The sequence below is a fragment of the Intestinimonas sp. RTP31139st1_F5_RTP31139_211217 genome, assembly GCF_040226735.1.
In the GTDB taxonomy this organism is placed as follows: Bacteria; Bacillota; Clostridia; order Oscillospirales; family Oscillospiraceae; genus Intestinimonas; species Intestinimonas butyriciproducens.
In genome coordinates, this window is the sequence record NZ_JBCOAQ010000043.1 from 1 (window position 1) to 18537 (window position 18537).

At 62.5% G+C, this 18537-nt stretch carries 20 protein-coding genes and 1 pseudogene; 12 read left to right on the forward strand and 9 right to left on the reverse strand.

The genetic code is table 11. The features are described 5' to 3' along the window. From ABUA09_RS16190 to ABUA09_RS16200, 3 genes and pseudogenes are all read left to right on the forward strand, one after another. Positions 1–263, forward strand: a pseudogene (locus ABUA09_RS16190) (ATP-dependent DNA helicase RecG); the annotation flags it as partial. A 79-nt stretch (positions 264–342) separates the two neighbouring features. Continuing rightward, on the forward strand, positions 343–540 hold the full coding sequence (locus ABUA09_RS16195) for a DUF4177 domain-containing protein (protein ID WP_033116371.1): 198 nt from the start codon (positions 343–345) through the stop codon (positions 538–540). A 1-nt stretch (position 541) separates the two neighbouring features. Beyond that, positions 542–934 (forward strand): C-GCAxxG-C-C family protein, encoded by a 393-nt coding sequence (locus tag ABUA09_RS16200; protein ID WP_033116370.1) that lies wholly within the window; start codon positions 542–544, stop codon positions 932–934. Positions 935–957: 23 nt separating this feature from the next. Here ABUA09_RS16200 and ABUA09_RS16205 read toward each other — a convergent pair whose 3' ends face one another. From ABUA09_RS16205 to ABUA09_RS16220, 4 genes are all read right to left on the reverse strand, one after another. After that, positions 958–2283, reverse strand: a complete 1326-nt coding sequence (locus tag ABUA09_RS16205) for a hemolysin family protein (protein ID WP_207743454.1) — start codon at positions 2281–2283, stop codon at positions 958–960. Between the two features lie 293 nt (positions 2284–2576). After that, complete coding sequence (locus ABUA09_RS16210) at positions 2577–3668, reverse strand: lysylphosphatidylglycerol synthase transmembrane domain-containing protein (RefSeq protein ID WP_052082399.1); 1092 nt, start codon at positions 3666–3668, stop codon at positions 2577–2579. Next, complete coding sequence (locus ABUA09_RS16215) at positions 3665–4759, reverse strand: MGDG synthase family glycosyltransferase (RefSeq protein ID WP_349949528.1); 1095 nt, start codon at positions 4757–4759, stop codon at positions 3665–3667. Before ABUA09_RS16215 ends, ABUA09_RS16210 begins: the two co-directional genes overlap by 4 nt. Before the next feature lie 75 nt (positions 4760–4834). Beyond that, a complete protein-coding gene (locus ABUA09_RS16220) occupies positions 4835–5377 on the reverse strand; it encodes a 4'-phosphopantetheinyl transferase family protein (protein WP_208318701.1) in 543 nt (180 codons plus the stop codon). Between the two features lie 154 nt (positions 5378–5531). Here ABUA09_RS16220 and ABUA09_RS16225 point away from each other — a divergent pair, with 154 nt between their 5' ends. Next, on the forward strand, positions 5532–6290 hold the full coding sequence (locus tag ABUA09_RS16225) for an exodeoxyribonuclease III (protein ID WP_033116367.1): 759 nt from the start codon (positions 5532–5534) through the stop codon (positions 6288–6290). Between the two features lie 86 nt (positions 6291–6376). Here the strand turns inward: ABUA09_RS16225 and ABUA09_RS16230 are convergent, their stop codons facing one another. Both ABUA09_RS16230 and ABUA09_RS16235 read right to left on the reverse strand, forming a co-directional pair. Next, positions 6377–7273 (reverse strand): PepSY domain-containing protein, encoded by an 897-nt coding sequence (locus ABUA09_RS16230; RefSeq protein WP_033116366.1) that lies wholly within the window; start codon positions 7271–7273, stop codon positions 6377–6379. Then, on the reverse strand, positions 7270–7851 hold the full coding sequence (locus ABUA09_RS16235; protein WP_227151457.1) for an RNA polymerase sigma factor: 582 nt from the start codon (positions 7849–7851) through the stop codon (positions 7270–7272). Before ABUA09_RS16235 ends, ABUA09_RS16230 begins: the two co-directional genes overlap by 4 nt. A 298-nt stretch (positions 7852–8149) precedes the next feature. Here ABUA09_RS16235 and ABUA09_RS16240 point away from each other — a divergent pair, with 298 nt between their 5' ends. Then, entirely contained in the window at positions 8150–8404 is a 255-nt protein-coding gene (locus tag ABUA09_RS16240) for a heavy-metal-associated domain-containing protein (protein ID WP_058117227.1), read from the forward strand. A 180-nt stretch (positions 8405–8584) separates the two neighbouring features. Here the strand turns inward: ABUA09_RS16240 and ABUA09_RS16245 are convergent, their stop codons facing one another. Continuing rightward, entirely contained in the window at positions 8585–9970 is a 1386-nt protein-coding gene (locus ABUA09_RS16245) for an MATE family efflux transporter (RefSeq protein WP_195614717.1), read from the reverse strand. A gap of 89 nt (positions 9971–10059) precedes the next feature. Next, the gene (locus ABUA09_RS16250; protein WP_278905026.1) at positions 10060–10572 is read right to left on the reverse strand and encodes a LysE/ArgO family amino acid transporter; all 513 of its coding nucleotides are present in this window, start codon (positions 10570–10572) and stop codon (positions 10060–10062) included. A gap of 232 nt (positions 10573–10804) precedes the next feature. On the opposite strand from ABUA09_RS16250, the gene ABUA09_RS16255 reads away from it, so the two are divergent. From ABUA09_RS16255 to ABUA09_RS16280, 6 genes are all read left to right on the forward strand, one after another. Beyond that, positions 10805–11500: a response regulator transcription factor gene (locus tag ABUA09_RS16255; protein ID WP_075703477.1), complete on the forward strand. Its 696-nt coding sequence runs from the start codon at positions 10805–10807 to the stop codon at positions 11498–11500. Between the two features lie 50 nt (positions 11501–11550). After that, positions 11551–13650, forward strand: coding sequence for a sensor histidine kinase (locus ABUA09_RS16260; RefSeq protein WP_195607880.1), 2100 nt, complete (start codon positions 11551–11553; stop codon positions 13648–13650). Between the two features lie 75 nt (positions 13651–13725). Continuing rightward, entirely contained in the window at positions 13726–14631 is a 906-nt protein-coding gene (locus ABUA09_RS16265; RefSeq protein WP_306792536.1) for an NAD(P)/FAD-dependent oxidoreductase, read from the forward strand. A gap of 191 nt (positions 14632–14822) precedes the next feature. After that, positions 14823–15656, forward strand: coding sequence for an AraC family transcriptional regulator (locus tag ABUA09_RS16270; protein WP_158453365.1), 834 nt, complete (start codon positions 14823–14825; stop codon positions 15654–15656). Continuing rightward, complete coding sequence (locus ABUA09_RS16275; protein ID WP_195614720.1) at positions 15616–16401, forward strand: EamA family transporter; 786 nt, start codon at positions 15616–15618, stop codon at positions 16399–16401. The genes ABUA09_RS16270 and ABUA09_RS16275 overlap by 41 nt, the downstream gene beginning before the upstream one ends. After that, complete coding sequence (locus ABUA09_RS16280; RefSeq protein ID WP_349949529.1) at positions 16388–16810, forward strand: DUF2000 domain-containing protein; 423 nt, start codon at positions 16388–16390, stop codon at positions 16808–16810. Before ABUA09_RS16275 ends, ABUA09_RS16280 begins: the two co-directional genes overlap by 14 nt. Positions 16811–16913: 103 nt before the next feature. Here the strand turns inward: ABUA09_RS16280 and ABUA09_RS16285 are convergent, their stop codons facing one another. Then, entirely contained in the window at positions 16914–17795 is an 882-nt protein-coding gene (locus ABUA09_RS16285) for a DegV family protein (RefSeq protein ID WP_227151453.1), read from the reverse strand. 112 nt (positions 17796–17907) lie between these two features. Between ABUA09_RS16285 and ABUA09_RS16290 the strand changes: the two genes are divergently transcribed. Beyond that, complete coding sequence (locus tag ABUA09_RS16290) at positions 17908–18495, forward strand: TetR/AcrR family transcriptional regulator (protein ID WP_278905018.1); 588 nt, start codon at positions 17908–17910, stop codon at positions 18493–18495. Positions 18496–18537: the final 42 nt, after the last annotated feature.

Below are 18537 nucleotides of genomic sequence, written 5' to 3' on the forward strand. Positions count from 1 at the left end.
AGACGGACACCAGCGACGGGATCAAAATAGCGGAAGAGGACTTGAAGCTCCGGGGCCCCGGCGACTTCTTCGGGGCCCGACAGCACGGCCTGCCGGTCCTGCGGGTGGCCGACTTCAACACGGACGCCAGGGTCCTTAAAGAGGCCCAGGACGCGGCGGCGGAGCTCCTCGCCGGCGACCCGGCGCTGGCCCTTCCCATCCACCGCCCCCTCCTGGAAAAAGTGCGCGGGCTTTTTGAGGAAAACCCGGACATGTTCAATTAGCGGCTGTGGAAAAGCCATCAGAGCAGGGGGGCGGCAATGAGGGGAGCCGGGAGCAAATGAACTTTCAGGAGGAAGAAGTATGTACGAATACAAGTATGTGGATCTGCTCTCAGAGGGCGTCTCTGCCTCCAGGTTTGAGGAGCACCGCGCCATCATTGACAAATACGCCGCCCAGGGCTGGCGTTATGTGGGATATCTCCCCACCAAGATCAGCATGGGCGGCGTATTGTGCAATATTGATTTGATTTTTGAGCGAAAAGCAGAGGAGCGGGACTGAGATGGATCATACAAAGCGCGCGCAGGCCCTCCGCGACGTCAAGGAGCGGCACTATAACTGCTGTCAGGCGGCGCTTCTCCCCTTTGCGGAGGAGCAGGGCCTGGACCATGAGGACATCTGTCGCCTGGCGGCCCAGTTCGGCGCCGGTATGCGCCGGGGCTCCGTCTGCGGCGCGGCCACCGGCGGCCTGATGGCCCTGGGGCTGCTGGGAGCGGACGAGGAGACGGCGGTGGAGTTTCAGCGCCGGTTCCGGGCACGGGCGGGGGCCATGGACTGCCGTGATCTGCTGGAGGCGGCTCAGAAGCAGGGAGAGGAAAAAAAGCCCCACTGCGACCGTGTGGTGGCGCTGGCCGTGGCGCTGGTGGATGAGCTGACCGCCGGGAAGGAGCGGTAAGGGGGCGTACGCGCCCTGGTCCTCTATGGGTCGTGAGGCGGCGTTTCGCGGCAGACGACGGCCCGCTGCAGCTTGTGTCCCTGGATCTGTGTCACGTGGATGTGGAGGCCGCAGGCGTCCAGTTCGAATTCCGCCCCGTCCTCCGGCACAAAGCCGTAACAGGCAAAGACAAAGCCGCCGAAGGTGTCGTATTCCTTGACGGGAAGGTTGACATGCAGCGCTTTGGCCACATGGGCCAGGGGGGCGCTGCCCAGAATACGCCAGGTGCCTGAGTCCAGCGGTTCGATCTCCGGGAGGACGGGCTCGTGCTCCGCGCTGTCGTCCAGATCGCCCACCAACTGCTCCAGAAGATCGCTCATGGTGACGATGCCCGCCATACCGCCGTATTCGTCCAGCACCACGGCAAAGTGGTTGCGGGAATGCTGCATCTGCTTGAACAGCACATCCGCCCGCACGGTTTCGGGAATGAACCAGGGCGGCGTTACCGCATGCTGCATCACGCTCTCCCGGCTTTTGTCGGAGAGGCGGAAATAGCGCTTGGCGTCCAGAATGCCCACCACTTGGTCCACGGTGCTCTCGCAGACGGGATAGCGGGAATGGCGGCTATCGTGGATGGTGGTCTCCCACGCCTCCTGGGGTTCGTCTAGGCAGAGATGGCACACATCGGTGCGGTGGGTGGCAAATTCCTCCACGGTAAGATCGTTGAACTCAAAGACGTTCTGGATGAACGTGGTCTCCTGTGGGGCGATGACCCCCTTGGAGCCGCCCTTTTCCACCAGCAGCCGGATCTCCTCCTCGCTGACCTCCTCGTCCTCCGCGTCGGGGTCCACGCCGCACAGCCGCAGCACCAGGTTGGTGGAGGCGGTGAGCGCCCACACGATGGGGGCGAAGAGCTTTGAGATCAGGGAGACCAGATTGGCGATGCCCAGCGCCAGCGATTCTGCCCGCTTCATGGCCAGCCGCTTGGGCACCAGCTCGCCGAAGATGAGGGTGACGTAGGAGAGGATCAGGGTGATGATCACCACGGACACGGTATTCAGGGTGGAGGCGGGGACGGGGATGCCGAGAGAGAGCAGCCACTCCGTCAGCCGGGCCGCAAAATTGTCCGCAGCAAAGGCACTGCCCAGAAAGCCGGAGAGGGTAATGGCCACCTGAATGGTAGCCAGAAAACGGGCGGGCTGGCTGACCAGCCGGGAGAGCCGGATGGCCCGGCGGTCCCCTTGCGCGGCCAGTTGCTCCAGCTTCATATCGTTCATGGAGATCACGGCGATCTCAGCGCAGGCGAAAACAGCGTTTAAGAGAATGAGAACGGCTTGGAGCAGGAGCTGCCATAGGAACGGGTTTTCCAAAATTGATATCCTCCTTGTGATGGGTAAGAGTTGGGGCGGCTTAAAGTGGAGCGCGTCACCCCTTCACGGCCCGGCAGAGGCGGAAAAGCGCACAAAACGGCATGGCCCGCCGCTCAGAGAGCTGTGGACCATGCCGTTTCAAATTGCCAGGGGAGCGACTTCGACCTGCGTCGCCGGTGTCAGCGCTTTCCATCTGGAGTGCCTTCCTTTCTCTGCAGGGGCGGCGCACTGCGGCGCCGATTGCTGTATGATACCCTCCATGAAGGTGGAAAGTCAACAGCGTAACCGAAATTTTACATGCCGGCGGCCCGGGGGAACTCTTTTTTCGGGACGGAGGACTTCTCTATACGGGCCGGGCGGGGGGCGGATTCCGCCCGGCGGGCCCGCAGGTGGACGGCAAGGGTGACCCCGCCGCTGAGGAGGAGAAAACTGTAAAAGCTGATGCCGCGGGCCACCACCACGGCGGGCGCGGCCAGGGCGGGGCCGAAGAAGAGGGTAAAGGTCTTCAGGGCGCACCCTTCCGCCACCCCCACCGCTCCGGGGAGGGGGAGCGAGCCGACTGCCATGGAGACCAGGGCCTGGGCGCCCAGGAGCTGGAAGAGGCTGTGCGCGCGCAGGCCGAAGCCCAGGTAGACCACGTAGGGTACGGCATAGAGGGCGGTGAGCTGGAGAAAGGTGATCAGCAGCAGGGCGGGAAGAAGATTCAGGTTGGCCCGGATGCACGCCGCCCCCTCCCGATAGGCGTCCATCTGCCGCGCCAGCTTCTCCCGCGTCTGGGCCTCATGCCTGACCAGACGGAGGCGTCCCCCAAGGGAAACCAGCCCGCCGGTGAACCGCTGGGCGGCGTTGGGGAGGAACATCATGCACAGCATCCCGGCGGTGAGAATGAGCATCATCGCCCCGCCATAGAGCAGCAGCAGCCCCAGGCCGGCTCCCATGCCCGCCCGCACCGAGGGCAACAGCAGGAACGCGGCGACGGCATAGCCCAGAGTGACCACTTGATAACATACGGCGATGAGCATCATATTGAGGGAGCCGTGGGCCGCGGGTACGCTGTCTTTGGACATGTAATAGATCTGGGCGGGCTGCCCTCCCGTAGAGGAGGGGGTGATGGAGCTGACATAGAACCCGGTAAAGGAGTAACCCAGGCACCGGCGGTAGGGGAGGTGGTGCCCCAGACGGGCCAGGATGAGCTTCGAGCACATGGCCTCACAGCCCACAAAGCAGAACATCAGCCCCAGGCCCAGCAGCACATAGCCGGGCCGGATGGTAGAGAGGATGCCCAGCAGGCTGGAGAGGGGCTGCTCCCGGAGAAGAAGGAAGATCGTTCCGGACATGAGGGTCAGAATGAGAAGAAGCCCCCAGTTGGTTTTCCGGTCCATCATGCGCACACCCCCCTGCCCTGGGCCGCCAGAGTGGCAACGATGCGCGCCAGGCTTTGCGCCTCCAGCCGCCCTTTCAGAAGGCGCATATTCTGCCCCATGCGGCGGAGGGCCTTGTCGTCGTAGAGAAGCCGCCGTATGGCCTCCACACAGGCTTCCGGCTCTTTGGCGGCAATACGGCCGATCTGATAGCGGGTGATAAAGCGGGCGTTGTTGCGCTCCTGCTGGAGGAAGGGCTCCCAGGCCAGGATGGGCAGCTCGGAGAAGATGGTCTCGAACAGGGTGATGCCGCCCGGCTTGGAGAGCATTAAATTAGCGCGGGCCATATAATCGTATACCCGGTCTGTAAACCCCACGACCTCGATATTCTCGTATTTGCCGTGGAGCTTGTCATAGAGCTTTTGATTCCCGCCGGTGATCAGGGTGGTCCTGACGTCCGGAAGCGCGTTGAGCGCCTCGTAGAAGCTGTCCCGCTTGGGGAGCAGTCCCAGTCCGCCGCCCATGATGAGCAGGCGGCGCACGCCATCCTGCCCCCGACGGGCAGGGGCCTTGAACTCAGGCTTTACGGGAATACCGGTGACCAGGATGCGCCCGTGGTCCACGCCTTTTTCCTCCAGACGGTCCCGGATCTCGGGAGAGCCCACCAGATAGCAGTCGGTGTGGTCGTTGATCCACTCGGAATGGGAGGTGAGATCGGTGATGCAGGTCACCAGGGGAAGGGTGGAGCACAGCTCCTCCTTGTAGTCGGACACCAACTGGGCGCAGAAGGGGTGGGTGGCGATCACGGCGTCAGGCCGCCGCTCCCACAGCAGCTCGGCAAGCTTGTCCTGGAAGAGGCTTTCCAGCGGGGGCCTAGTCTTGAGCGAGGCGTTCTCCGTGGCTTTGTAGTAGATGTTATAGAGACCGCTTCCGTGGGTCACCAGCAGGGAGAAACCCTTGTAGATGGCCTCGGAGGCGTCGGGCAGGGCGTAGGCAAAAAAGTCCTCCACGGTCACATTGGCGGCGGGAAAGGCGTTCAGAAGCTGTAAGCGCAGCGACTGAGAGGCAGACCAGTGTCCCATGCCGAATTTTCCAGTCAAAATCAAGATGTTCATGTCTGTCCCTCCTTTTACACCCCCAGTATACCGATGGATTCTTTAGAAAACAGTGGGTCCATTATTAAGTTATGATTAAGAAAAAGTGAACCACTCCAGCGCCGCCGTGTCGGTGGGGGAGCACAGGGCGGCCCGGTACCCCTCTCCGGCATAAGTGGTGAAAACCAGACCGTCCAGGGCGGCGGCCGCGCCCGAATCCAGAAGGGGAACGGAGATGGAGGCGGGGGCCTGGATCAGCCCTGTGCCCAGGCACTTCACCCGTGCTTCCTTGCAGGTCCAGAGAGTGTAGAAGTCCTCCCAGCGGCGGCCGCGGGAGACGTACCAGGCGGATTCCTCCTCCGACAGGGCGCGTTTGACCAGCGCCACCCGGCGGGGGCGCAGCCGTTCCACATCCACCCCCACCGGCACGTCGGAGAGGGCACAGAAGGCGTAGGGACCGCTGTGGCTGAGATTGAAGTGGAGCGCGGGATGGCTGGGGAAAAAGGGCTTGCCCTGGGGGCCGAGCGCCGTCTCCGGGAGAGCTTCCAGGCGCCAGACCGCCCGCACAGCCTCGGCGAGCAGAGCGGCGGAGATGGATGCGCCATCCTCCGCCGCCTGTGCGGCAAAAAGACGTGTCACAGGATATGACCTCCCATTCGTTATACCCATTTTAGCATGCCTCTTATCCACGCCCCACCGGATTTCTGTAAAAAGACGGTCTCTATCTGGTAATTCCGCGCCCCATCGTGTAAAATAGTAGCACACACGACTGGATGCGAAGGAGGACTTTTCCATGAAGCTCGTCTCTTGGAACGTGAACGGCCTGCGGGCCTGCGCGAAAAAGGGTTTTTTTGATTATTTTCAGAGGGCCGACGCCGACGTGTTCTGCCTGCAAGAGACTAAAATGCAGCCCCATCAGGCCGAGATTGAGACGCCCGGCTATTTCCAGTACTGGAACTCCGCTGAGAAGAAGGGCTATTCCGGCACCGCCGCCTTCACCCGGCGGGAGCCGATCTCCGTGTCCTACGACATCGGAGATCCGGCCCATGTGGGAGAAGGGCGGGCCATCACCCTGGAGCTGGAGAAGCTCTATCTGGTCACCGTCTATACCCCCAATGCTCAGGACGGTCTGGCGCGTCTCCCTTACCGGATGGAGTGGGAGGACGCCTTCCGGGCCTATCTGCTCTCCCTGGACGCGAGAAAGCCGGTGGTGGTCTGCGGGGATATGAATGTGGCCCATGAGGAGATCGACCTGAAGAACCCCAAAACCAACCGGGGGAACGCGGGCTTTTCCGACGAAGAGCGGGCCAAGATGACCCGGCTGCTCGCATCCGGCTTTACCGACACCTTCCGCTACCTCTATCCTGATTTGGCGGGGGCCTATTCCTGGTGGAGCTACCGCTTCCACGCCAGGGAGAAGAACGCGGGCTGGCGCATCGACTACTTCCTGGTGTCGGACCGACTCCGGGACCGCATTGAAAAGGCGGAGATTCATGCCGATGTCCTGGGCAGCGACCACTGCCCGGTGTCCCTGACCCTGCGAGAGGACTGAAGACCGAATAAAAAGAGCTGTGGCAAAGCCACAGCTCTTTTTTACGGAGCGGGCCCCACCGGAGGCGCGCCCTGAGCGGCTCGCGTTCAGTCGTCCTCTTCCCACTTGAGAATCTCACCGGTAAAGGCGTCCAGTTCGATTTCATATTTGAGATCGCCGTGGCGGAGCTTGGCCTCGTAGATCCACCGGCCGTCGTCCTCGTCCAGCTCCAGCTCTTTGAGTACGGCCTCCGGCAGGCGCTGACGGAGGATATCCCCCACCGCCTCTTCGGAGAGGGGGTCCGTGGGCTGCGGGGAAGGAGTCGGCGTGGGTGCAGGTGTGGGAGCAGGCGTCGGGACGGGCGTTGCGGCGGGTGTGGGAACAGGCGTGGAATAGGGGGTTGCGATGGGAGTCGGTACGGGTGTGGCCACCGTTCCGGACGTAGGAGAGGGGGCGGGAACATCCGGCTGCGAGAACCCGGAGAGCTTTTCGGCGACGCAGCGCTCCACGGTCTCACGGAGCGCCCGGCCGTGGTCGGCGTCTTTGCTGTTCACGGCGACATCCACGGCGTCGTCGGCAGAGGTGAGATATCCTTGGGCGGCCAACCCGTCCAACAGATTTTCCACAGTGGCCTCCAGAGTCCAGCCCCGGTAGGAGCGGCCCTCCAGGATTGCCTCCGCATCCCCGTTGAGGGCGGTCACGTTCCGCACCTGGTCCCCCCGGTTGAGCGCAAGGGCGAAAGATGGGTTTACCGTCAGATCTACCACGGAATAGATCTGGAAAAACCGAAAATAGGAATAAAGTCCCACAGCAAGCGCCAGCGCGCAGGCGGCCAGGGCCAAGGGGAGCGCGCGGCGGCGAACGGGGCGGACGGAGACATCCTGCCGGGTTACATAGTCGTGGACCTCCATCTTTTGGACCGGGGCCTCCGCCACAGTCCAGTAATCGGGCTGCGGGAGCTGGTCCATGGCCCGGCGCAGGGAGGTCTCTATCTTCCGTTTCATAGGCGCACCCCCTCTTCAGAAAGACAGCGCTTGAGTTTTTTGAGTGCCCGACTGTACCGGGAGAGCACTGTGGAGAGCGGGAGACCCAGGTCCCGGGCGATCTCCCGGTGCCGCAGACCGGAGACGGCGTGGAGCAGCACCACCTGGCGCTCATCCTCTCCCAGAGTCTTGAGGGCGGCCTCCAGCACCAGTCGGTCCGTGGGATCGGAGACATAGGAGAACCGCACGTCATCCTCCAGGCCGTCCGGAGCCTGCCCGGTGCGCGCCTGGACACGCTGGAGGTCCCGGCACAAATTGCGAGTGATGGTGAAGAGCCAGGCCAGCGGTTTCCCCTGCGGCACATACAGGTGAGCCGCCGCCCGGACCTTCAGGTAGACCTCCTGGGTCACATCCTGGGCGTCGTCCGGATTCCGGAGGATGGAGAGGGCCAGGGCATAGACGGCCTTTTCTGTCTGAAGGTAGAGAGATTCCAAGGCGGTGAGATCCCCCCGGCCCACCCGGCCCAGCAGCCCCTCGTCCAGCCGCTGCTCGGGCCGTTCCCGCCGGGCAAGGGACTCCATGGTCATCACGAGAAACACGCGCCGCTCCTCCTCTTTAAAATTTGGAATGGGATATCTTTTCTTTTATCATATCATAATTGCCGGGAGAAGGAAAGGCGGTGTCGGCAGAGCCGTGCTGCAAAAAAATAACGGGACAAAAGGCGTTTTTATCGCAGGCGCAGCCCTGTTTGCACCATTTGGCCGGAATGAGACAATCCCGGAGGAAAAATATTCAGCCGGACCGCTTGTCTCCGGCGGGGGAGCGTGTTATAATACGGTTAGTGTCAACTAACTGTGCGGTCCGTAGCACAGATAAGATCAGGAGGAGATCCAGAATATGACGAAAGTGACCCTGGAGATCGAAGGTATGGCCTGTTCCATGTGTGAGTCGCACATCAACGAGGCGGTCCGGAAGGCGTTTGATGTCAAAAAGGTGAGCGCATCCCACAGCAAAAATCAGACCGTCATCCTCACAGAGCAGGAGATCGATGAACAGGCGCTGCGGCAGGTGATCGACGCCACTGGCTATCGGGTATCGTCCATCCGGAGCGAGCCCTATCAGAAGAAGGGGCTCTTTTCCTTTGGAAGATAAGCAAATCGCCGGTGCCGCATCATAGAGGCGCGAGGACGAACAGAGAGAATACAGAGAGGCCCCTCCCCCTTTTCAACAGGGGGGAGGGGCCTCTCTGTGCGGGGAATAAGGTCCGGGAAGGCGGCGGCTCAAGCGGATGGGCACCCTCTCCCGGAGCAGCGCCGGTGATCCGGGCTGAAGTCACTCCTTTTGGGCCTCCAGCCCCTCCTGGGCCAGACGCAGGTCCCGAAGGACCCCGAGCCCCATGGGGAGGGCCACCAGGAAAGAGCACAGATCCGCCGCCGGTTGGCTGAGCTGAATGCCGGGGATACCCCAGAGGCGGGGCAAGGTCAGAATAAAGGGAAGGAAGAAAAGCCCCTGTCGGCACATGGCCAGCGCGGAGGCCTTTAAGGAGAGGCCGGTGGTCTGCAAGGTCATACTGGTGGGGAAGAACCAGGCCATCAGGGGAAAGGTGACACACTGCATCCGCAGGGCCGTGGCGCCGATGCGGATGACCTCGGAATCGTCCCGGCGGAAGATGGCGACCAACTGGGGGGAGAAGAGGAAGCCCAGCGCCGCCAGGATCAGCGCTCCGACGGCGGCCACTTTGAAGAAAAAGAAAAAGGCCTCCCGGACCCGGCCATACAGCTTGGCCCCGTAATTGAAGCCGCACACCGGCTGGTAGCCCTGACCGAAGCCCACCAGCGCCGAACCGGCGAACATCGTGATGCGGGAGACGATGCTCATGGCCGCCACGGCCACATCGCCGCCGCCGAATTCCCGTCCGGCCACATTGAGGAGAATGGTGGCCACGCTGGCCAGGGCCTGCCGCCAGAAAGAGGGAAGGCCCCCGGAAATGATCTTGGAGTACCGCTCCACCGTGGGCCGGAACGCCCGGAGGGAGAGGGGAAGATTGTCGCCGTGGAACGTGCCGCCCACCAGCAGGCAGAAGCTGAGGAACTGGCTGAGGATGGTGGCCAGGGCGGCGCCGCCGGTGTCCATATCCAGGACAAAGATGAAGATGGGGTCCAGGATGATGTTGACCACGGCGCCCGAAAAGATGCCCACCATGCCGAAGATGGCGTTTCCCTGAAAGCGGAACTGGTTGTTGAGGACCAGGGCGGAGACCATGAAGGGGCAGCCGATGAGGATGTATCGAGCGTAGTCCTTGGTGTATCCGGCGCTGGTGGCGGTGGCGCCCAGCAGATCGACCAGCGGATCGAGCCACAGGGTGCCCAGCACACCCAGCACCGCCCCCAGAGCAAAGGCGGAGAAAAAGGCGACGGAGGCCATGTGCTCTGCCTCCTCCCGCTGCTGCTGGCCCAGAAGCCGGGAGATGTGGTTCCCGGAGCCTTGGCCGAAGGTGAAGCCGATGGCCTGGATGATGGCCATCAGCGGGAGAGCCACGCCCACGGCGGCGGTGGCGCTGGTACCGATCTGGCCTACGAAGAAGGTGTCGGCCATGTTGTAGAGCGAGGTGATGAGCATACTGATGATGGTGGGTACCGCCAGCGTGGACACCAGAGTCGGGATGGGGGTCTGGGTCATACGGGCAAACTTGTCTTCCGGCTGCCGGAAAATGGACATAGATGGTCACTTCCCATGTTCAGTTTATTATTCAACAGTATACCATAGGAATAGTTGACCATGCAACAATAAGGGCAAAAAAGAGAGAATTATGCGCCGAGGAGAGGAAGGACCGCCTGAAGAAAGGACCAGAGGAGTTTTCCGCCGTAAAAAATGACGACACTGCCGCAGACGAGGTTGATGATGCGTAGCACGTTCCGGCTGAAGGCGCCCAGCATCATGGTGCCGTCGATGATGGCTTGGGGGTTGAACCAGGTGACGACGCAGGCGGTGGTGACCACCTTGGCCCAGGGGACATCCACATCGGCGGCGGTGTCCTCGGGCCCCCTGTCCCGGAGCAGGCCGATCCCGATCCAGATCACGATACCGCTGCCCACCAAGAGGACCGCCATGCGCAGCCATTCGAAGCGCTGCATGATGGCGCCGATCCCGAAAAAGCAGGCAAAGGCAAGCGTGACGTCAAAGAAAATGACGATGAGAGCGGTGAGATAGGCCCGGCTGCGCTTTTGGGTGAGGGCGGTGTTGATGACGAAGAGGTTTTGCAGTCCGATGGGGGCCACGTAGGCTAGCCCCATGGTGAGGCCCTGTAGATAAGCTTCCATAGGCACGCTCCTTTTACAAGATGGGATGATCTTAACACGGCGGCGGGTGGGTTGTCTCCATCCAAAGGCTGCGGGGGGAACCAACCAAAGCCGACCATCTTGGTGCCGGCGCGGCAATGTGGTATACTACCCAGAGAGGGCGGCGGCGCCCCTCTTAAGAACTTCTTAAACCTTTTCCACCTTGCGGCTTAAAAAGCGGCTGGTAGGATAACAAACAGGAGGAGTGATTTTGTTGTACAACATTCTCATCTGTGATGATGACCGGGATATCGTATCCGCCCTGGACATCTACCTCACCAGCGACGGGTACAAGACCTATCACGCTTACGACGGACTGGAAGCGCTGAAGATCGTGGAGGAGCGGGAGATCCATCTCATCCTCATGGACGTGATGATGCCCCACATGGACGGGATCCGTGCCACCGCCAAGCTCCGGGAGAGCAAGAATATCCCCATCATTTTCCTCACAGCCAAAAGCGAGGACGCGGACAAGATCCTGGGCCTCAACATCGGGGCGGACGACTATGTGACCAAGCCTTTCAACCCCATTGAGGTCCTGGCCCGGGTAAAAAGCCAACTCCGCCGCTACACCACGCTGGGGGGCCAGCGGAAGGAAGAGACCTCCCGGGTCCTGCGCAACGGCGGCATCGCCCTGGACGACGCCGCCAAGTCCGTGACCGTGGATGGGGAGGGCGTGTCCCTGACCCCCATCGAGTACAACATCCTGCTCCTGCTGATGAAAAATCCGGGCCGGGTCTTCTCCACCGGCCAGATCTACGAGCTGGTGTGGAACGACCCCTCTCTGGGATCGGAGAACACCGTGGCGGTGCACATCCGTCATCTAAGGGAGAAGATCGAGATCGACCCGGCCAACCCCAGATACATCAAGGTGGTCTGGGGTCTGGGATATAAGATGGAGAAGGTGTAGCCCCCACCGCGGGGAGCCGCCGGGCTCCAACCCTGAATAGGAGTGATTCCATGAAAATCCGCTTCACCAGTCCCCAGGGGCGGGCGGCCCTCACCCTCCTGTGCCTGGTGACCACCGCACTGGCTTTCTGGACGGGGCTCTTCACCATGGCACAGTGGGACAATCTCTGGTCCGGGGGCGACTATGTCCACAGCTACAGCATTTATGCCCCGATGAATCGGTATGCGTACATGGCGGACCAGGTCCGGGATCTCTGTCAGGCCCAACTGTGGCAGGGAGGGCTGACCTATACCGATCAGCAGCGGCTGGGGAATCTCACCAAGGCTCTCTCTCCGGAGCGCACCAATTACCGCTTTGAGATACACGACCAGGCGGGAAAACTCCTCTACTCCAATCTCCCCGAGGGGGAGAGCATGGACCAGGTGGCCGCCGCGCAGCTGAGCGAATACACCCTTGTCCAGGGTGACGATCTGGCGCAGAACGATTACAGCGTCTATGACGAGGCGAGCGAACTCTATGACAAGATGGTGTACCTGGCGGACGGCACCTACGTCCGGTGTAAGCCCGCTGAGCAGCCCGGAGAGTATAATTCGTACGGCTGGCGCTCCGACGGCGAGGACTGGTGGGACTATGAGCCTGCCATGGACACCCGAATCCGAACGGTCACCCTCACCACCCAGGACGGGGTGAGCTGGCCCCTGACGGCGGACGATTATTTTATGGAGGACTACCGGGACTACATGGAGTTCCAGCAGTATCTCCCGGCCGTCGCAGCGGCGGCGGTCGTGACGCTGACACTCTCCGTGGCGCTCCTCATACCGTTCTGCCGGTCGGCGGGCCGCCGCCGGGGACAGGACGGCCTCGTGCTGAATTGGCAGGACCGGGTCCCGCTGGACCTGTACCTCTGCCTGTTTGTCGTGCTCATCACCCTCCTGCTGGCTGCGGGGGACTCCATCACATACAGCATCAACCAGGGAGGGCAGCGCCCCACCGCCTATGTGGGCCTGGGCGTGTTCACCGTGGCCACGGACGGGCTGTGCCTGGCCCTGCTCCACACGCTGGCCGTGCGGTGCAAGGCGGGAGGGCTCTTTCGGAATACGGTGCTCTGGCGGCTGTGCGCCCGGGTGTGCCGCTTCTTCCGGGAGGTGGCCGCCAACTGGAGCGTCATCCGCCGCCCTGTGCTCACCTTCCTCCTCTATCTGCTCATGACCGTCATCACCATCCCCACGGTGGTGCTGGTGCCCGTCTGGCAGGGCGTGGTGCTGTGGCTGCTATGCCGGTGGGCCCGCCAGTGGCGCGCCGTCCGGGAGGGGACGGCACGCATCGTGGGCGGAGAGCCGGACGATAAGATTGACACGGCAAAAATGTACCGGGACCTTCGGGAGCACGCCGGACAGCTCAATGATCTGGGCAGCGCCATCGGGAATGCGGTGGAGGAGCGCCTCAAGAGCGAACGCTTCAAGGCCGAGCTCATCACCAACGTCTCCCACGACCTGAAAACCCCCCTCACCTCCATCATCAACTATGTGGACCTCCTGAAAAAGACCGGGGTGGAGGACCCCAAGGCGCTGGAGTATATCGAGGTGCTGGACCGGAAGTCCCAGCGGCTCAAGAAGCTCACGGAGGACCTGGTGGAGGCGTCCAAGGCGTCCACCGGCGCCCTTACCGTGAATAAGGAGCGGCTGGGGTTCATCCAGCTTCTGGATCAGGCCCTTGGGGAGTACGAGGAGAAGTTTGAAAAAAGCGGCCTCAGCCCCGTGTGCACGGCCCCGGACCACGAGCTCTATGTGGAGGCCGACGGGCGCCACCTGTGGCGGGTCATCGACAATCTGCTGGGCAACTGCGTCAAATACGCCATGCCGGGCACCCGCGTCTATCTGGATGTGAAGGCGTGGGACGGGAATGTGGTGCTGTCCGTCAAAAATGTGTCCCGGGAGCCGCTGAATATCCCGGCGGACCGGCTTATGGAGCGGTTTGTGCGGGGTGAGGAGTCGCGGACCACCGAGGGGTCCGGCCTGGGACTCTCCATCGCCCGCAGCCTCACCGAGCTCCAGGGAGGGACCTTCCGTCTGGACATCGACGGGGACCTTTTCAAGGCAGTGGTGAGCTTCCCGGAGTGCAGGGCCCTGACGGCCGCGCCACCGCTCTAAAATCCCTTTGCTTTTCCCTCCTGGATCGGATATACTATATTTGACAACGACCAGAAAACCTGTGGAGGGGAAACTATGCTGTACGATATCGTCATCGCGGGCGCGGGTCCGGCCGGACTGACTGCCGCGCTCTATGCCCGGCGGGCGGGCCATTCCGTGCTGGTACTGGAGGGCGGGGTCCCCGGGGGCCAGGCCGTCACCACCCCCCACGTGGAAAACTGGCCCGGCACCCTGTCCATCTCGGGGCCCGACTTTGCCATGGGGCTCTACCAGCAGTGCACCGAGCTGGGGGCGGAGATCCAGTTTGCCGCCGTCACCGGCTTTGAGGACCGGGGGGACAGAAAGACGGTCCGGGCGGGAGAGCAGATCTTTGAGGGCCGCACCTTCATTCTGGCCAACGGCGTCCGCCGGCGGAAACTGGAGGTGCCCGGGGAGGAGCGCCTGGGCGGCAGGGGTGTGAGCTACTGCGCCACTTGTGACGGCAGCTTTTTCAAGGGGAAAGACGTGGCTGTGGTCGGCGGGGGCAATACCGCCGTGGAGGACGCCATCTATCTGTCCTCCATCTGCCCCACCGTTTGGCTCATCCACCGCCGGGACAGCTTCACCGCCCAGCAGTATCTGCTGGACAACCTGGCCTCCAAGCCGAACGTCAAGCCCCTCATGGGACACCGGGTGCTGGAGATTCAGGGCGACAAGCAGGTGGAGAGTCTGCGCCTGAGCGGGCCGGAGAACCAGCGCATCCTCCATGTGGCTGGGGTATTCGCTGCGGTGGGACTCATCCCGGACAACGCCATGTTTTCTCCCCCTCTGGAGCTCAACGAGTATGGTTATGTAAAGGCGGGGGAGGACTGCGCCACCAATGTGCCCGGCGTTTTTGTGGCGGGGGACAGCCGGTCCAAGGAGCTGCGGCAGTTGGTCACCGCTGCGGCCGACGGTGCCATGGCCGCCAGCAAGGCGGGGCAGTATCTCGGCGCGCGGTAAAAGGCCGACTCAGAAAGCAAAAGCCCGCTCAGGAGAGCGCATGGATTCGGAAGGCGGAGAGGGCCGGCCCCATTTGGGGCCGGCCCTCTCCGTGCAGACAGACGCTGGAAAATTTTTTGCAATATCCTGCAAGCCGGTGGGGTGGGGGCGTGGTATCATATCCCTGCAAGACAAGGGAGATGAACAGAGCCATGGAACAGGGTGTGCGCACAGTGCGGTATGACCCGGACCTGGGACTGGAGGCCTATCACTTCAGCGGGGTCATCCAGATCTTCCCCGGCCATTTTCACGAGTATTACACCTTGGGCTTTCTCGAGCGGGGGCTCCAGCACACGATCTGCCGGGGCATCGACTGCCTGTCGGAGGCGGGCGATCTGCTTCTCTTCGCGCCGGGGGACGTCCACTCCTGCCGCCCTGTAGACGGACGCAGCCTGGATTACGGCGGTCTCAATGTACCGGAAGAGACGATGGCCCGGTATGTCCGGGAGATCACGGGGGAGGCGTCCCTGCCCCGGTTCCGGGAACCTCTGGTGCGCCGGAGTGAACTGACCGCGCCGCTGCGGTCCCTCCACCGCATGGTGATGGAGAGGGAAGGGGCGTTCTGCAAGGAGGAGACCTTTCTTCTCCTGCTTTCCCAGGTCCTGGATCGCTGTACGGCGGGAGGACCCACAGCGGCGGAGCGGTGGGAGGCCCGGTTGACGGCGGACCTGTGCGCTTGGCTGGACGATCACTGCACCGGCCATGTCTCTCTGGAGGAACTCTCACGAATGGCGGGGCGGTCCAAGTACAGCCTCATCCGGGCCTTCACCCGGGAGCGGGGCATCACCCCCTACAGCTACCTGATGGCGGCCCGGGTGGGGGAGGCCAAGAGGCTGCTGGAGGCGGGGACCGCGCCGGCGGAAGCCGCCCTGGAGGCGGGGTTTTCCGACCAGAGCCATTTGACCAATCAGTTCAAGCGGCTCATTGGCCTGACGCCGGGCCAGTATGCCGCCATCTTCCGGGAGAGGGGTGGGGGGCGTGAGTGAGAAGACGAGCGGCCACGTGTGCGCCCTGGTGACCATCCTCATCTGGGGGACCACCTTTATCTCCACCAGGGTATTGCTGGATACGCTGACCCCGTTGGAGATCCTGTTCGGCCGATTTCTCCTGGGCTACCTGGCCCTGCTGATGGTGCGGCCGCGGATGCTGCGGCCCGGGGGCCTGAGACGGGAGCTGCTGTTTGCCGCCGCGGGGCTGTGCGGCGTCACCCTTTATTTTTTGTTGGAGAACCTGGCCCTCACCCATACCCTGGCCTCCAACGTAGGGGTGGTGGTCTCGGTATCCCCCGTGTTTACCGCCCTGCTGGCCCATCTCTTTCTGGATGGAGAACGGCTCACGGCCCGTTTTTTTGCGGGCTTTGCCGCCGCGATGGGGGGCATCTGCCTGGTCACGTTCCACGGGGCGGACCTGCGCCTGGAGCCGCTGGGAGATATGCTGGCATTGCTGGCGGGACCGGGCGTGCTGCCCAATCTGCTGTACCTGGGGCTGGGGGCATCCGCCCTGTGTTTTGTCACCTGGAACCGGGCGGTGAGTATGCTGGGCGCGATGAGGACCAGCGCCTATATTTATCTGGTGCCGTTCATTACGGTCCTCTTCTCGTCCCTGATTCTGAAGGAGCCCTTCACGCCTCGGATGGCGGGCGGCATGGCCCTCACGCTGGCGGGAGTGCTGCTGTCCGAGGGAAAGTTCCCCGGGCGGAGAAAAGAGGTGGCCTCATTTGGAAGAGAGTGAGATCAAGTGCGTCCTGGTGCTGGATGGGGACCAGGCGCCGGGCGTTCAGGCCAATGCCGCGGCCATTCTGGGCATGACGCTGGGGGCGCGGCATCCCGCGCTGGTGGGTCCGGATGCCCGGGATGCCGACGACGGCCTCCACCCCGGGATCAGCACCAGCCCTGTCCCGGTGCTGAAAAGCGACGCCGATGGCCTGCGGACCCTGCGGAACCGGCTGCGGGAGCCCCGGTTTGCCAGCGTTTTTTGCGCCGATTTTTCCGACGTGGCCCAGTGCTGCAGGAGCTATCCCGCCTATCTGGAGAAAGCCGCCCGGACCCGGGAGGAGGAGCACCGGTACTTGGGCCTGTGTCTGTGTGGGGAGAAGAAACTGGTAAACAGGCTGACCGGATGCCTGCCGCTGCTGCGGTGAGCGGCGGATGAAAAGATGCCCCCGGTCCGAACGCACGGTTCGGACCGGGGGCATTCCTTGTGTAAGGACGAAAAAGGGCATGAGAGCCGCTTTCCAACAGACCCTAATCCAGGACCTGCACGCAGGTGCCGAGGACCCCGTCGCCGATGTAGACGCTCAAGGTGCCGTCCAGTTCACCGTCCCAGATATGGTCGTAGTAGGGGAGGGCCGCCTTCAGCTTTTCCTTGAGGACGGCCATCTCCTCCGGGGCCCCTCCGTTGGCCACGGCCAGATTGTACTTTTTGTGATTCCCGCAGGCCTTCACCACCAGATCGATGAGCTTGTCCATGACCTGTTTCCGCCCGCGCACCTTGGCGATGGACTGGAGCTGTCCGTCGGCGGCAAAGGTGATGAGGGGCTTGATCTGGAGCATGGTTCCCGCCATGGCGGTCACTTTGCCGATGCGGCCGCCCCGCTGAAGATATTCCAGCGTGTCCACGGAGAAGAAGGGAAAGGTGTTCTTGATGAGCTGAGGCACCCGCTTATGGGTGAGCTCCCGCCAGGAGGCGCCCGCCCGGAGGTCCTCCGCCAACTGGAGCATGGTGACGCCGATGCCCAGAGAACCGCTCACCGAGTCGTAGACCTTGATCTCAAGGTCCCGGCGCTCCTCCGCCAGCAGGCGTGTCATATTATAGGTGCCGGAGAGGCCCCCAGAGAGCATGACGGCGATGACGCCGTCATAGCCCTCGTCCCGGATGCGGTCAAAGGCCGCCGTGATGTCCTCCCCCGCGGGAAGGGAGGTCTTGGGCAGCTCGCCCGCCCGGAGCCGGGCATAGATATCGGCGGCATGGATATCCACGCCGTCGGAATATTCGCCGTCGGCACAGCGGATCCGCAGGGGAACGACGTGGATGTGGTTCTCCTCCGCGACCTGAGTCGTCAGATCGGCGGTGGAATCGGTGAGCAGGGCAATTTTACGAGGCGCCATAGGGGTGATCATCTCCATCTATTGACAGGGCTCCCGCCCCAGCTTATAATAGGATCACATAACATTGTTATGCCATAGTTATTATAGGACACGAAAGATATCTTGTCAACTGCCGGAAGGGGGAAACAAGATGGATTACGCCCAGCGGAGGAAGCTCCAGGGGAAAGAGACGGAGCGCAGGATCCTGAATGCAGCGCTGGACCTGATGCGGGACCGGGGCTTTGACAAGGTGTCCATCCGGGACATCTGCAAGGAGGCGGGAATCACTACAGGCGCCTTCTACCATCATTTTTCCTCTAAGGAGGCCCTCCTGGAGAGCGGGTTCGCCCCTCTGGACGACTATATGGCGGGGGCGCTGGCGGGACATGAGGAAGAGCCGCCGGACCTGCGCCTGTGGCGTATCCTTTCGGCTTATGCCAAATTCATGGAGCAAAGCGGAGAGCTCATCGGCCGCTATTATCAGCGGCGCATCGCCGAGCCGGGGACCAGGAGCATGGACGCCACCCGCTATACGCTCAGGGCCATGCTGGACTGTTTCCGTCAGGCGGAGGGGGAGGGCCTCCTGAGGCCGGAACATCCGCCGGAGTGGGTGGCGGATTTTTGCTTTCGTCATTTCCGGGGCGTGGTCATCGACTGGGCCCTCCACCAGTATTCTTACCCATTATTGCCCAAGATGCAGGAGGATTATAAGCTCTTCGCCGCTCTCTTCCACACCTGAGGCCCCGGAGGGCATAGCAGTATAAAATATAAAGAGAGGGCC

Bases quoted from the DNA above. Each gene is read 5' to 3' on its own strand.
- ABUA09_RS16215 (WP_349949528.1), bottom strand. From the start codon at position 4,759: ATGAACATCTTGATTTTGACTGGAAAATTCGGCATGGGACACTGGTCT.
- ABUA09_RS16240 (WP_058117227.1), top strand. From the start codon at position 8,150: ATGACGAAAGTGACCCTGGAGATCGAAGGTATGGCCTGTTCCATGTGT.
- ABUA09_RS16265 (WP_306792536.1), top strand. From the start codon at position 13,726: ATGCTGTACGATATCGTCATCGCGGGCGCGGGTCCGGCCGGACTGACT.
- ABUA09_RS16285 (WP_227151453.1), bottom strand. From the start codon at position 17,795: ATGGAGATGATCACCCCTATGGCGCCTCGTAAAATTGCCCTGCTCACC.
- ABUA09_RS16290 (WP_278905018.1), top strand. From the start codon at position 17,908: ATGGATTACGCCCAGCGGAGGAAGCTCCAGGGGAAAGAGACGGAGCGC.
- ABUA09_RS16195 (WP_033116371.1), top strand. From the start codon at position 343: ATGTACGAATACAAGTATGTGGATCTGCTCTCAGAGGGCGTCTCTGCC.
- ABUA09_RS16225 (WP_033116367.1), top strand. From the start codon at position 5,532: ATGAAGCTCGTCTCTTGGAACGTGAACGGCCTGCGGGCCTGCGCGAAA.
- ABUA09_RS16275 (WP_195614720.1), top strand. From the start codon at position 15,616: ATGCCGCCATCTTCCGGGAGAGGGGTGGGGGGCGTGAGTGAGAAGACG.
- ABUA09_RS16270 (WP_158453365.1), top strand. From the start codon at position 14,823: ATGGAACAGGGTGTGCGCACAGTGCGGTATGACCCGGACCTGGGACTG.
- ABUA09_RS16200 (WP_033116370.1), top strand. From the start codon at position 542: ATGGATCATACAAAGCGCGCGCAGGCCCTCCGCGACGTCAAGGAGCGG.
- ABUA09_RS16260 (WP_195607880.1), top strand. From the start codon at position 11,551: ATGAAAATCCGCTTCACCAGTCCCCAGGGGCGGGCGGCCCTCACCCTC.
- ABUA09_RS16210 (WP_052082399.1), bottom strand. From the start codon at position 3,668: ATGATGGACCGGAAAACCAACTGGGGGCTTCTTCTCATTCTGACCCTC.
- ABUA09_RS16230 (WP_033116366.1), bottom strand. From the start codon at position 7,273: ATGAAACGGAAGATAGAGACCTCCCTGCGCCGGGCCATGGACCAGCTC.
- ABUA09_RS16245 (WP_195614717.1), bottom strand. From the start codon at position 9,970: ATGTCCATTTTCCGGCAGCCGGAAGACAAGTTTGCCCGTATGACCCAG.
- ABUA09_RS16250 (WP_278905026.1), bottom strand. From the start codon at position 10,572: ATGGAAGCTTATCTACAGGGCCTCACCATGGGGCTAGCCTACGTGGCC.